This window comes from Serratia odorifera, from assembly GCF_041448735.1.
GTDB lineage: Bacteria > Pseudomonadota > Gammaproteobacteria > Enterobacterales > Enterobacteriaceae > Serratia_F > Serratia_F odorifera.
On sequence record NZ_JBGMUT010000003.1, the window covers coordinates 200302 to 213988 of the forward strand.

General features: G+C 55.9%; 12 protein-coding genes and 1 tRNA gene. 6 read left to right on the plus strand and 7 right to left on the minus strand.

Annotated features, from left to right (window positions below; all coding sequences use genetic code 11):
- Positions 1–280: 280 nt before the first annotated feature.
- Positions 281–356: transfer RNA gene (locus tag ACCC84_RS11400), tRNA-Ile, on the minus strand.
- Positions 357–504: 148 nt separating this feature from the next.
- Between ACCC84_RS11400 and mug the strand changes: the two genes are divergently transcribed.
- Positions 505–1002 (plus strand): G/U mismatch-specific DNA glycosylase, encoded by a 498-nt coding sequence (gene mug, locus ACCC84_RS11405; protein ID WP_004958279.1) that lies wholly within the window; start codon positions 505–507, stop codon positions 1000–1002.
- Between the two features lie 46 nt (positions 1003–1048).
- Here the strand turns inward: mug and rpoD are convergent, their stop codons facing one another.
- The 3 genes from rpoD to rpsU form a co-directional block, all read right to left on the minus strand.
- A complete protein-coding gene (rpoD, locus tag ACCC84_RS11410) occupies positions 1049–2884 on the minus strand; it encodes an RNA polymerase sigma factor RpoD (RefSeq protein WP_039991699.1) in 1836 nt (611 codons plus the stop codon).
- Between the two features lie 276 nt (positions 2885–3160).
- Positions 3161–4909: a DNA primase gene (gene dnaG / locus ACCC84_RS11415; protein ID WP_273869232.1), complete on the minus strand. Its 1749-nt coding sequence runs from the start codon at positions 4907–4909 to the stop codon at positions 3161–3163.
- A gap of 135 nt (positions 4910–5044) precedes the next feature.
- Positions 5045–5260: a 30S ribosomal protein S21 gene (rpsU, locus tag ACCC84_RS11420; RefSeq protein ID WP_001144069.1), complete on the minus strand. Its 216-nt coding sequence runs from the start codon at positions 5258–5260 to the stop codon at positions 5045–5047.
- 348 nt (positions 5261–5608) lie between these two features.
- Between rpsU and tsaD the strand changes: the two genes are divergently transcribed.
- Positions 5609–6622, plus strand: a complete 1014-nt coding sequence (gene tsaD / locus ACCC84_RS11425; RefSeq protein ID WP_371901920.1) for a tRNA (adenosine(37)-N6)-threonylcarbamoyltransferase complex transferase subunit TsaD — start codon at positions 5609–5611, stop codon at positions 6620–6622.
- Between the two features lie 42 nt (positions 6623–6664).
- Here the strand turns inward: tsaD and plsY are convergent, their stop codons facing one another.
- The gene (plsY, locus tag ACCC84_RS11430; protein WP_004958290.1) at positions 6665–7318 is read right to left on the minus strand and encodes a glycerol-3-phosphate 1-O-acyltransferase PlsY; all 654 of its coding nucleotides are present in this window, start codon (positions 7316–7318) and stop codon (positions 6665–6667) included.
- Between the two features lie 107 nt (positions 7319–7425).
- Here plsY and folB point away from each other — a divergent pair, with 107 nt between their 5' ends.
- The gene (folB, locus tag ACCC84_RS11435) at positions 7426–7785 is read left to right on the plus strand and encodes a bifunctional dihydroneopterin aldolase/7,8-dihydroneopterin epimerase (RefSeq protein WP_004958291.1); all 360 of its coding nucleotides are present in this window, start codon (positions 7426–7428) and stop codon (positions 7783–7785) included.
- 129 nt (positions 7786–7914) lie between these two features.
- Positions 7915–8739 (plus strand): undecaprenyl-diphosphate phosphatase, encoded by an 825-nt coding sequence (gene bacA, locus ACCC84_RS11440; protein ID WP_039992534.1) that lies wholly within the window; start codon positions 7915–7917, stop codon positions 8737–8739.
- Between the two features lie 42 nt (positions 8740–8781).
- Here the strand turns inward: bacA and ACCC84_RS11445 are convergent, their stop codons facing one another.
- Positions 8782–10026: a multifunctional CCA addition/repair protein gene (locus ACCC84_RS11445; protein ID WP_039992535.1), complete on the minus strand. Its 1245-nt coding sequence runs from the start codon at positions 10024–10026 to the stop codon at positions 8782–8784.
- Positions 10027–10296: 270 nt separating this feature from the next.
- Here ACCC84_RS11445 and ACCC84_RS11450 point away from each other — a divergent pair, with 270 nt between their 5' ends.
- Complete coding sequence (locus ACCC84_RS11450) at positions 10297–11796, plus strand: PTS transporter subunit EIIC (RefSeq protein WP_004958297.1); 1500 nt, start codon at positions 10297–10299, stop codon at positions 11794–11796.
- A gap of 98 nt (positions 11797–11894) precedes the next feature.
- Positions 11895–12911 carry a Mal regulon transcriptional regulator MalI gene (gene malI / locus ACCC84_RS11455; RefSeq protein ID WP_004958298.1) on the plus strand — a complete coding sequence of 339 codons (1017 nt, stop codon included), beginning with the start codon at positions 11895–11897 and terminating at the stop codon, positions 12909–12911.
- A 99-nt stretch (positions 12912–13010) separates the two neighbouring features.
- On the opposite strand, the gene ACCC84_RS11460 is transcribed toward malI, so the two are convergent.
- Positions 13011–13631: a TIGR04211 family SH3 domain-containing protein gene (locus ACCC84_RS11460; protein ID WP_004958299.1), complete on the minus strand. Its 621-nt coding sequence runs from the start codon at positions 13629–13631 to the stop codon at positions 13011–13013.
- Positions 13632–13687 lie beyond the last annotated feature (56 nt).

Sequence of the window (13687 nt, forward strand, 5' to 3'; positions counted from 1 at the left end):
GCCATTCGTTTCATCACTTTGATCTCTTCCCTTTGTTCAGTACCGGCGTAAAGTAGAGTTTTCGGCCTTTTTGACCCTGGCCAAAAATCAGTGCAGTGCTAAATCAGAGATCCTCATCTTTCTGACCCCGCCTCACGACGACGCCCTTGCGCTTCGCTAGTCCTTCACCACCATCAGGCTGGACAGGGGACTTTCACCCCCACGCTGCTGAGCATGCCCGGCACACACAAAAAAGCCACCGCAGTGGGTGGCTTAATTATATGATTTTAAATCTAAAATTTGGTGGCCCCTGCTGGGTTTGAACCAGCGACCAAGCGATTATGAGTCGCCTGCTCTAACCACTGAGCTAAGGGGCCATGCGGGCGAGATTATACGGCAAGGTGACGGGGTAGGTCTACTGCCATTCATCCGGATGGCGTTTTTCTGCGCAGTGGTAGCTTGTTGTAATTGTTGGCGGATTTTGCGATAACCTTCATAAATCCCAGGTAAGGACCGTTGGCTATCATGGAACTTCTGCTCCCAAATCTGCAGGTGGTATTTTGCGGCATCAATCCCGGCCTTTCTTCGGCGCAGCGCGGCTACCCTTTTGCCAATGCCAGCAACCGCTTTTGGAAGGTGATTCATCTGGCGGGGTTCACCGCGGTGCAACTGGCGCCGGAACAGTGGCAGCGGCTGCCGGAGTATGGCTGTGGTATTACGGCACTGGTGGCACGGCCAACGGTGGCGGCCAGCGAACTGGCGCGCGACGAGTTGCGTCACGGCGGTGAGGCGTTAAAAGCAAAGATCCTGCACAATCGGCCACGTGCATTGGCGATCCTTGGCAAGCAGGCGTTCAGCGACGCGTTCGGCATTCGTAACGTTGCCTGGGGGCGGCAGGCGGTGACGATTGGCGATACCGAGGTATGGGTGCTGCCCAACCCCAGCGGGCTAAATCGCGCCACGCTCGAACAACTGACCGCAAGTTACCGTGAACTGGCGCTGGCGCTGAAAATCGGGCAATAAAAAACCCCGGCAGGCCGGGGTTTTTATACAGCAATAACAACCTGGATTAATCGTCCAGGAAGCTGCGCAGTACTTCAGAACGGCTTGGGTGGCGCAGTTTGCGCAACGCCTTCGCTTCGATCTGGCGAATACGCTCACGGGTAACGTCAAACTGTTTGCCCACTTCTTCCAGCGTGTGGTCAGTGTTCATATCGATACCGAAACGCATACGCAGCACTTTCGCTTCACGGGCGGTCAGGCCAGCCAGCACGTCGTGCGTGGCGGAGCGCAGGCTTTCCGATGTGGCGGAATCCAGCGGCAGCTCAAGGGTGGTATCCTCGATGAAATCGCCCAGATGTGAATCTTCATCATCACCAATCGGCGTTTCCATGGAGATCGGCTCTTTGGCGATCTTCAGCACCTTGCGGATTTTGTCTTCCGGCATCAACATGCGTTCTGCCAGCTCTTCCGGCGTTGGCTCACGGCCCATCTCTTGCAGCATCTGACGCGAAATACGATTGAGCTTGTTGATGGTCTCAATCATATGCACCGGAATACGGATGGTGCGCGCCTGATCGGCGATAGAGCGGGTGATGGCCTGACGGATCCACCAGGTGGCATAGGTCGAGAACTTATAGCCGCGGCGGTATTCGAACTTGTCGACGGCTTTCATCAGACCGATGTTGCCTTCCTGAATCAGATCCAGGAATTGCAGACCGCGGTTGGTGTATTTCTTGGCGATGGAAATAACCAGACGCAAGTTCGCTTCAACCATTTCTTTCTTCGCGCGACGGGCCTTCGCTTCGCCGATCGACATGCGACGGTTGATGTCTTTTACCTGCTCGATGGTCAGGCCGGTCTCTTCTTCAATCTGACGCAGTTTTTGCAGGCTGCGCTGCACGTCTTCCGCCACGTCTTTCAGTTTTTCGGACCAGGGCTTGGCCATCGCCAATGCTGCTTCGAACCAGGAGTCACTGGTTTCATTGCCGGCGAACAGCGTGACGAAGTTTTTCTTCGGCATTTTGCACTGCTCAACGCACAGCTTCATGATGATGCGTTCCTGGGTACGGACGCGATCCATCATGGTACGCATGCTGTTGACCAGGAAGTCGAACTGCTTCGGCACCAGGCGGAACTGCTTGAATACGTCAGACAGCTTCAGAATTTCTTCGGCTGCGCTGGCGTGGCTGCGGCCGTTGGTCTTGATGACCTGACGGGTCGCTTCATACTGCTCGCGCAACTCGGTGAATTTCTGGCGCGCCAGTTCCGGATCGATGCTGTTGTCGTCTTCGGCGTCGTCGTCGTCGTCTTCTTCTTCGTCGTCGCTTTGCTCTTCGGTCGACAGCTCAGAACCGATGTGCGTCGCGGTAGGAGCGATGTCCTCTTCCGCGTTCGGATCGACAAAGCCGGTGATCAGATCGGACAGGCGAGATTCGCCCGCTTCAACGCGATCGTACTGCTCCAGCAGATAGGTAATGGCTTCCGGGTATTCGGCGACCGAGCACTGCACCTGATTGATACCGTCTTCAATGCGTTTGGCAATGTCGATTTCGCCTTCGCGCGTCAGCAGTTCAACGGTACCCATTTCACGCATGTACATGCGAACCGGGTCAGTGGTGCGGCCAATCTCGGACTCAACGCTGGACAGTACCTGAGCGGCGGCTTCTTCTGCGTCTTCGTCGGTGCTGTTCGAGTTTTCAGCAAGCAACAGGTCATCGGCGTCCGGTGCTTCTTCCATCACCTGGATGCCCATGTCATTAATCATCTGGATGATGTCTTCGATCTGGTCGGAGTCGACGATATCTTCCGGCAGATGGTCATTGACCTCAGCATAGGTCAGATAGCCTTGCTCCTTACCACGGGTGACAAGTAGCTTCAGCTGTGACTGCGGGTTTTGCTCCATAAGACGGTATCCACACTTCAGAGTATTTGGGTTGGTGTCGGTCGGCGAAACCGCCAACAATAGCATTTGGGGCGTATTTGTTATAGCCGCGGCCCACTGTGGCGGCATCTTGCAGGGCTTTGCCCTCGCTTTTATCGGCACTTAAGCCGTTTGTATGCTTCATGCTTCACGTTGCAGGAGAAGGCGCTTTTCCTGTCCCGAGTCACTGACTGTAGTCAATTCACCGGAGAGCGTACGTTTTTCGCCCGCCTGAAACGCAAATAATGTTGTCCAGATTCAGTTTTTCTTTGCTAACACTTGATTGAGCGAACGGACTTCTTCCCGTTCCTCCGGGCTCAGGCCGTGCGTTCTGGCCTGGGCTATCAACGTTTCCAGCCGCTGCTCGAGCACCGAGTCATACAGGCTGGCCAGCGTATCTAAAAATGTTTGTTCAACCATATCCTCAATGATCATATGGTTCCACGTAGCCAGAGTTTCAAGCTGCTGGCTGAATTTGTTGTCGCGATACAGCTCTAACAGCTGCCCGGTAGTCAGGCCCGGCTGCGACAGGCAGGTTTGCACCAGTTCGACAAACAGCGGCAGTCCTGGCTGCCTGGTCTGCTCCAGCCCTTCCAGCGCCGGAACCAGCGTGGCCAAGTGCGGATTCTGTACCAGTAACCCTATCAGTATACGCATGGTTGTGCGTTTTAGCTGGGGAGGCTGATAACTATTGCCATTTTCCGCCTGCTTGGGCATCAGCTTGTCGAGCTGGCTGTCGTCCAGCAGTCCCAGTTTGCTGCCAAGCTGTTGACGCAGATACAAACGCAGCGTCTCACCGGGCACCTGGGTGATCAGCGGCAGCGCCAGCGTGCTCAGCTTGGCACGCCCGTCGGGGCTGCTCAGATCGACCTGCGGCATCAGGCTTTCAAACAGGAAGGTGGAAAGCGGCTGTGCCTGCTCCATCCGCTGTTCAAACGCCTGCTTGCCTTCTTTGCGTATCAATGTGTCCGGGTCTTCACCGTCGGGCAAAAACATGAACCGCAACTGCCGCCCATCATTGAGGTAGGGCAGTGCAGTTTCCAGCGCACGCCAGGCTGCTTCCCGGCCGGCACGGTCGCCGTCATAACAGCAGACCACGTTATCAGTGGCGCGGAACAACAGCTGGATATGGTCAGCCGTTGTCGAGGTTCCGAGCGAGGCGACGGCATAATCGATGCCGAACTGCGCCAACGCCACCACGTCCATATAACCTTCCACCACCAGCAAACGCTGCAGGGTCGGATGGCTCTGCTGTGCTTCATACAGGCCGTACAACTGACGGCCCTTGTGGAATACTTCGGTTTCCGGCGAGTTCAGGTATTTTGGCATACCATCACCCAGTACGCGGCCGCCAAAGGCGATCACGCGTCCGCGCTTGTCGCGGATCGGGAACATGACGCGCTCGCGGAAACGATCGTACGTTCGACCTTGATCGTTAGTCACCAGCATGCCGGCATCGTTCAATGCCGCCCGGCTGTCGGGGTCGCGGCCAAAACGTTTCAGGGCGTTATCCCAGCCGGCGGGTGCGAAGCCGATGGCAAAATGACGGATAACGTCGTCGCTCAACCCGCGCTGTTGCAGGTAATCGCGCGCCTGCTTGCCATTGGGCTGATGCATTGACTGTTGATAGAACGCGCTGAGCTGTTCCATCAGTTGATAAAGACTTTGCCGCTGATGGCGTTCGATCTGGGTCGGCCCGGTGCCTGCCTCGTAAGGCACTTCCAGCCCGTGCATGGTTGCCAGTTCCTCGATGGTTTCGACAAACTCCAGCCTGTCGTAATTCATCAGGAAATCGACGGCGTTGCCGTGTGCACCACACCCAAAACAGTGATAGAACTGTTTTTCGCCATTAACGGTAAACGAAGGCGTTTTTTCGTGGTGGAACGGGCAGCACGCGTGGTAGTTTTTGCCTTGCTTCTTGAGCTTCACCCGTGCGTCGATCAGATCGACGATGTCGGTGCGCGCCAGCAAGTCATTGATAAATACACGCGGAATTCGTCCAGCCATAAGCCTCGGTTCGACTGCCTATAAACGAGAACAAGCCGCGCATTCCTTTCGGAAAGCACGGCCTTCGTATGCAACTACTCAGTCTGCGTGTTCTTGGAAAAGAAAAAATCACGCGGCGGGGTTACCCCCGAAGGATTAATACAGACGAGTGCGGCGTGCGTTTTCGCGAGCCAGTTTCTTCGCGTGACGTTTCACAGCAGAAGCTTTAGCGCGTTTACGTTCGGTAGTCGGTTTTTCATAGAACTCACGACGACGAACTTCAGCTAAAACACCTGCTTTTTCGCAGGAACGCTTGAAACGACGCAGAGCAACGTCAAATGGCTCGTTTTCACGTACTTTAATTACCGGCATGTGCCTCTCACCTCAATAGAATTCGGTTTGCTGCTGGCCAAGCGCCAGCCTTTTCAAAATGGTGCGGAATTTTACTCCAATGGGTGCTGCTTTGTAAAGCACCAAGTCAAAGAGAAACCCGACCGCACCGTGCGCCATTCCGAACGCCACTTCAGCAATTATGGCGCAATTTTGCGTCGGCCGCTGATTATAGACTAATCAGAAAAAATTGCTCGTTTTTAATCATCGGCACATTTGTTCCTGGAATCATCGACATAGTTGACAGGCGGCGGCAAACTGCGTGCGGCTGGCGGTAAATGACGCGGTTTGTGCTAAACTGGCGGCCGCACGTGAATGATGGGAACGGTAATGCGAGTACTGGGTATAGAAACGTCCTGCGATGAAACCGGAATTGCAGTTTATGACGAACACGCCGGTTTGTTAGCCAATCAATTATACAGTCAGGTGAAGCTACATGCGGACTACGGCGGCGTAGTGCCGGAGCTGGCCTCGCGCGATCACGTGCGGAAAACCGTGCCTCTGATCCAGGCGGCGTTAAAAGAAGCCAATCTGTCCGCTGCCGACATCGACGGCGTAGCCTACACCGCCGGACCTGGCCTGGTGGGCGCATTGCTGGTCGGGGCAACCATTGGTCGCGCGCTGGCGTTTGCCTGGAACGTGCCGGCGGTGCCGGTGCACCATATGGAAGGCCACCTGCTGGCGCCGATGCTGGAGGATAACCCACCGGCATTTCCGTTTGTCGCGCTGCTGGTCTCCGGTGGCCATACCCAGCTAATCGCCGTGACCGGCATCGGTGAATACGCACTGCTGGGGGAGTCTATTGACGACGCGGCCGGCGAGGCGTTCGACAAGACCGCCAAATTGCTGGGGCTGGACTATCCCGGCGGGCCGATGCTGTCGAAAATGGCGCAACAGGGCGTTGCGGGGCGTTTCACTTTCCCGCGGCCGATGACCGATCGCCCGGGGCTGGATTTCAGTTTCTCGGGGTTGAAGACCTTTGCGGCCAATACCATCCGCTCCAACGGTGATGACGATCAAACCCGAGCCGATATCGCCCGCGCCTTTGAGGATGCGGTGGTGGATACCTTGGCCATCAAGTGCAAACGCGCCTTGGAACAGACCGGCTTCAAGCGGCTGGTGATGGCCGGCGGCGTTAGCGCCAATCGCACGCTGCGCGCCAAGCTGGCGGACCTGATGCAAAAGCGCGGTGGTGAGGTGTTCTACGCCCGTCCGGAATTTTGTACCGATAACGGCGCGATGATTGCCTATGCGGGGATGGTGCGGTTGCAAAGCGGCGCCAATCCGGCGTTGAGCGTTTCGGTGCGCCCACGCTGGCCGTTGGCCGAGCTGCCGGCGGTATAACGGCAAACGTCAGGGCCGGCGATAATCCGTCCCTGACGCTCTCTATTTATCGTCTTCCTGCTTGATGTCCTGCGCTGCCACTTCGGCGGCATCCTGCTTTTTCTTGCGAAACTTGCCCCAGATCTTTCCTTCCTGACCACGCCACAGACGCTGGATATTATCGTGATGGCGCATCAATATCAGGCATGACAGCATCGCCACCGGAAAGGTGAACTGCGGTTTGAACCACCAGACGTAAAACGGCGCAATCAGCGCGCTGACAATCGCTCCCAGCGAGGAATACCCGCTCAGTAGCACCGTCAGTAACCAGGTGCCGGTCATCAGCCCGGTCAGATCCCAGCCAATGGGCGCAATGGCGCCGAACGCCGTGGCGACGCCCTTGCCGCCGCGAAAGTGGAAAAACACCGGATAGATGTGGCCAAGACAGGCGGCAATCGCCGTCAGGCCGAGATACAGCGGCGGTATATTCAGTTCGTAGGCCAGCCAGACCGGCAGCATCCCTTTCAGCACGTCAAAAATCAGCACCGCCGCCGCCGCAAGGCGACCGCCGATACGCAGGACGTTGGTTGCTCCGGGATTCCCTGAGCCATGTTCACGCGGATCGGGCAGCCTGGCGATCCGGCAAACCAGGATCGCGCTGGAAATTGAGCCACACAGATACGCGAAGATAATCATGCCAAGCGCGGTAGCACTCATAACGCGGTTCCGTTTAATAATGGTCGTTTTACTCGCAACATCTATGGATAATACGCATATTCCGCTGGAAGTGGTATCCGGCAAGGCCAAAAACAGAGAATGACGTGATGGATATCGTATTTATTGAAGAACTTACCGTAATCACCACCATTGGCGTTTATGACTGGGAACAGACCATTCGCCAGAAACTGGTGTTCGATATCGAAATGGGCTGGGATAACCGTCGGGCCGCCGCCAGCGATGACGTCAATGACTGCCTGAGCTATGCCGATATCAGCGATGCGGTGATCCAACACGTTGAATCCGGTCGTTTTGCCCTGGTCGAGCGGGTCGCGGAGGAAATATCCGAAATGTTGCTGCAACGCTTTAAATCACCGTGGGTCCGTATTAAGGTCAGCAAGCCGGGGGCGGTTGCCCATGCTAGCCGCGTTGGTGTGATCATTGAACGTGGCACGCGTCCGGCCTGATTAACTGTCATGCTGATGCAACTAAAGATCGATAGTTTGGTCTGAAACTCAGAATTGTTTTAGCGGCAATGTATTGAACACTGCCGCTTTTTTATGTTTATAGCGGAAGATTACGGGGTAAGCGCGCACATGGCGGACATGCATTCACTGTTTGTGGCATTTGTACTTGGTGTGGTGGAAGGGTTAACGGAGTTCCTGCCGGTATCATCGACCGGCCATATGATTATCGTCGGCGAGTGGTTGGGCTTTACCGGCGACAAGGCCAAGACGTTTGAAGTAATTATTCAGCTCGGCTCGATTCTGGCCGTGGTGGTGATGTTCTGGCGCCGACTGTTTGGTTTGATTGGTATCCACTTCGGTGGCAAGCCGGTCGCGCATGAAGGCCATACGGCGGGGCGGCTGAAACTCGGTCACATCCTGTTGGCGATGGTACCGGCGGTGGTGCTGGGGCTGGTGTTCCACGACGTGATCAAGTCGTTGTTTGAACCGAAAAACGTCATGTACGCGCTGGTTGTCGGTGGTTTCCTGCTGTTGGCCGCAGAGTGGCTGAAGCCGAAAAAACCGCGTGCGGTTGGCCTGGACGACATCACCTATCGTCAGGCATTCATGATCGGCTGTTTCCAGTGTCTGGCGCTGTGGCCGGGCTTTTCACGTTCCGGTTCGACCATTTCCGGCGGGATGCTGGTGGGTGTCAGCCGTTATGCCGCGTCCGAATTTTCCTTCATTCTGGCCGTACCGATGATGATCGGCGCCAGCGGCCTGGATTTGTACAAGAGTCTGCATTTCCTGACGCTGGCCGACTTGCCGATGTTCGCGGTCGGCTTCGTCACCGCCTTTGTGGTGGCGCTGATAGCGATTAAAACCTTCCTGACGCTGATTAAACGTATCTCGTTCATTCCGTTTGCCATTTACCGCTTTATCGTGGCGGCGGTGGTGTACATGGTATTCATGTAATCACAGCCAGGAAAAGCAAACCCCGCCATTGGCGGGGTTTTTTTATGCCTGTGGCGCTTCGCCATCCTGCGCGCTTTTCCATTGCGCCAGTGCCTGTTGGCGGCGTCGCTTCACTTCATCGCGGATTGCCAGCCCCTGAAAACCGCTGTCGACCACCTCTTTTACCGCCACCCCCAGAGCGACCCGATAGGCTTCGCGCAGGTAATCGCCTTGCGGATAGGGGTTTTCTTCAAAACCGGTACGACCGCGCGCATCGGCCTCGCTGGTGAGGATCATCTGTTCCAGCCGCTGTGGCTTGCGCCACACGTCAATTGCATCGAACAGTTTCAGCAGGGTTTCTGGCCGTAGTTTGTTTACGGTATGAATCAGATCGTGGTATTCAGCCACCAGTTTGCTCAGATCGCGGATCGGGTTTGGCACCCGTAACCGTTGGCACAGCTGTTCCACCAGACGTACCCCCGCCGGTCCGTGGCCGTGATGATGCGGCCAGTATTGCTTTGGCGTTAGCCCCTTGCCGAGATCGTGACACAGTGCGGCGAAGCGTACGTCTATCTCCGGAGTGAGCCGTGCGGCAATAGCCAGCGTCATCAGCGTATGCACCCCGGTATCGATTTCCGGGTGCCATTTTTCGGGAGCCGGCACGCCAAACAGCGCATCGATTTCCGGGAACAGCACCTGCAGCGCGTGGCAATCGCGCAGCACCTGGAAGTACACCTGCGGATTATCGCTCTGCAGGGCTTTCTCGGTCTCTTTCCACACCCGTTCGGCGGTGAGCGCCGACAGCTCGCCGCTGTCGGTCATTTGACGCATCAGGGCGGCAGTTTCCGGCGCGATGGTGAAACCGAGGTGGGCGAAGCGGGCGGCAAAACGCGCGACGCGCAGCACGCGCAGCGGATCTTCGCCAAATGCAGCGGAAACGTGGCGTAATACGCGCGCATTCAGATCGTCGACGCCGTGATAGGGATCAACCAGTTCACCGTCGGTGGTTTGTGCGATGGCATTGATGGTCAGATCGCGGCGCTGTAAATCCTCTTCCAGCGTCACATCCGGCGCGGCATGGCAGACAAAGCCGGTATAACCCTGGCCGGATTTCCGCTCGGTGCGTGCCAGCGCATACTCTTCGTGCGTGTTGGGGTTGAGGAATACCGGAAAGTCTCTGCCGACCTGTTGGTAGCCCAGAGCCAATAATTCTTCTGGCGTGGCGCCGACCACCACCCAATCGTGATCGAAGACCGGTATCTTGAGAAGGCGATCGCGCACTGCGCCGCCGACCAGATAAGTTTTCACTGTCATACTCCCGAATTCTGCAATAAGGCTCTAACTCTCAGATTACATGAATTGCCGGCGGGCTGCTGCATCAATAACCCATGTGCTGAGTAGGGTTTCCGTTGCGTGAGTTCAAAATATTGTTACTCCCTGGTGGCGGAAATCACTTTCCCGTTGCCGCCGTGCAGCGGTTGTTTCACTATAGGTAGAACGTTCTACTAGAACGTTCTACCTAATACAAGAATCGCCATCAAGGTGTCATCGAAACAACGTAAGACAGGGGGAACAGCAATGGGTATGGTATCCGGTTTTATCAAGTCGTTATCGAAACTCTCAATGATCGGTCGGGCGCTGATGCTGCCGATTTCACTGTTGCCGGCCGCCGGTTTGCTACTGGCATTTGGCGATAAATTTCATTTGCCGTTGATGATGAACGCCGGCGGGGTGATTTTTGACAACCTGCCGCTGCTGTTTGCCATCGGCTCGGCGGTCGGCTTGGCGGCCGAGTCCGGCATTGCGGCGCTGTCTGCCGCCGTCTCGGTATTTATTGTCAACGTCACCATCGGCACACTGCTGCATATAACGCCGGAAATGGCTGCCAGCGGCGGTAAATATGCCCTGGTGGTGGGCATCCCCACGTTACAGATGGGCGTATTTGGCGGGTTGATCTGCGGTATTCTGGCCGCCTGGTGTTATAACCGCTTCCATACGTTACAACTGCCCGAGTTCCTTGGTTTTTTCTCTGGGAAACGCTTTGTTGCCATCGCCACCGCATTGCTGTCTTTCCTGCTCGGCATGGTGTTGCCTTGGGTTTGGCAATATATCCAATCGGCGATCGATGCGCTGTCGCTGGTGGTCAACGGTGATAACCAGGCGTTATCGACCTTTATTTTCGGCCTGACGGAGCGCGCGTTGATTCCATTGGGCCTGCATCATATCTGGTATCCGTCGTTCTGGTATTCGTTCGGCGATTACACCACGCAAACCGGTCAGGTGATTCACGGCGATCAGACCATCTGGTTTAAAATGCTGGCGGAAGGCGTGAAGTCCTTCAGCAGCGACAGCTACCACGATGCCGGCAAGTTCATGCAGGGCGAGTTTCCACTGATGCTGTTCGCGCTGCCGGCGGCCTGCCTGGCGATGTACCATGAAGCCAACAGCAAGAACAAGAAAATCGCCTCCGGTATTCTGTTCTCTGCGGCGCTGACCTGTTTCCTGACCGGGATTACCGAACCGGTGGAGTTCACCTTTATCTTTGTCGCGCCGATCCTTTACGTGTTTAACGCCATTATGGCGGGGCTGGCATACATGTGCATGTACCTGCTGCATGCACATATCGCCAAATCCTTCTCCGCCGGGCTGATTGACTACATCTCGTTCGGCATCCTGCCGTCGTTCAACGGTTATCAGACCAACTTCCTCAGCGCGGTGATTGTCGGGGTGCCGATGGCGCTGATTTACTACTTCACCTTCCGCTTTGTTATCCGCCGTTTTAATGTCAAAACGCCGGGGAGAACCGACGTGATGTCCGAGGCTAACGATAAAACCGATCGCGAACTGGCGACCGAGATTATCGCCCTGGTTGGCGGCGTAGAAAATATCAGCTCGGTCGGCTCTTGTATTACCCGCCTGCGGCTGGAGGTCAAACAGGGGGAGCGGGTTGACAAGGACGGCCTTAACGCCGTTGGCGCCCGTGGCGTGGTGTTTGTCGGCGATCGGGGCGTTCAGGTGATTTTCGGTGCGCGCGCACAGTTTATCGCGCAAACCATGGCGACCCTCACCGGCAAGTAGTTATGCTGTCAACGCAATGAAAATAAAGCCTCCTGTATCAAACAGCGAGGCTTTATGATGTCAGTCTTCAGCAACGGTGTCGGAGTGCGCGAGTCAGGATGAAAAAAGTTAACATTATCGATGTAGCGCAGCTGGCTGGCGTCTCGGTTTCCACCGTTTCTTTGGTTTTACGGCGCAAGGGCAAGATTTCAGACGCCACCAAAGAAAAAGTGCAGGCTGCCATTGAACGGCTGGGTTATGTCCATAATGTGGCGGCGGCCAATCTGCGAGCCAATACGTCCAATCTGATCGGCGTCATCATCCGCAACTTCAGCGATGCGTTTTCCATCAAGGTGATGGCCAGCATCGTACGCGAGTTGGAACAGCAGGGGTTTATGGTGTTTCTGGGCCAGCCGCAGGACGACGAAAAGCAGCTCCGCCAATGCCTGACCTCGTTTGCCCAGCAGGGCGTGGCGGGGGTGATTTATCTGTCTGCCAATCCTTTTTCCCGCCGGTTGCCGCAGGCGATTGCGCAATGCGCGCTGCCGTTGGTGGTGGTTTCCGAATCCTTGCTGGACGGCGATCGCGACCTGATTGAGCGTGACAATCGCCATGCCGCCAGTCGGGCCACGCGTTATCTGATTGAGCGCGGTCATCGCAACATTGCCTATCTGGGCGGCGATGCGCAGTGCCTGTTGCGGCAGGAGCGGCTGTTGGGCTACCGCAGCGCGCTGCAGCAGTATGACTTGCCGTTTCGTGACGATTGGGCGCCATGCGGTGAAGAAAATACCCAGTCGGCGGCAACGGGAATTCGCAAGTTATTAGAAAACAGTAATAAAATTACCGCGGTACTCTGCCATTCCGCCGCGACAATCATCGGCTGTATCAGCGGCGTGCAGCAGGTGGGGCGCACCATTGGCAAAGACGTCTTCCTGACGCAGCAAGTTTCACTGGTTGGTTTTGAGGATATGCTGCACATCAACCTGACATCCCCTTCATTTACCTACGTTTCTTCCGCTAGCGATGAAACCGGCCGTCAGGCAGCCGCGCTGATGCTTAAAAAGATCGGCGAACCGTCATTGGCGGCACAGCGGATTGTCATTTCAGGCCAACTGGTGCAGCGCGACTCGGCTTAGCTGCTGCCTGCCAGTTGTCACCAGCGCCAGCGCGCATAAAAAATGCCGAACGGCGTTAACCGATCGGCATGCGTCCGCAGGCTGTGACGCTGACGGAACTCAGTTCATCCAGCGATTGTTGTTTTTGCGGCGTGGGATCAGGTGTGGCAACAGCAGGCCAAGCAACAGACCGATACCGGCTACGCCGCCACCGTACATGAACCATTGCAGGATAATGGTGCGCTGCTTGTCGTCGAGTTGCAGGTTAACTGCGTTGACTTTTTTCTGTGCAACCACCAACTGGTTTTTCAGCTCCTGGTTTTCCTGCTGCAACCCGCTGATGGTGCCATCGCTGGCGGCCACTTTCTGCTGCATTTCCGCCGTACGCTGGTTCCAGCTGTTGTCGATGTTCGCCAGCTTGTCGGTAAGGGTTTTCACCTGCTGTTCCAGTTCCGGTACTCGGGTGCGCAGGCTGGGGGTTTCGCTGAGCTGGTCGAGCGGGATCCACACGCTGCGGCCTTTGGCATCGCGAATCTGGCCATATTTGGTACTGTCATTCACACTTAACAGCGTGACTTCGTCGCCGGCGTTCAACGTGCCGACAATACGGTATTGATTACCTGGGCCGCTGTGTACGTAAGTATTCAATTCATCGGAGATATAGCGCTTATCTTCGGCATGTGCGCCCCAAGTGATGCTGAGGCTCAGCACGGCGAGGCAAATTAGGCGTAATTTCTGCATTAGTTCATCGTTTCTGTGTGAATTTATGGAACGATAGTAGAGGCTTCAGTCTGACG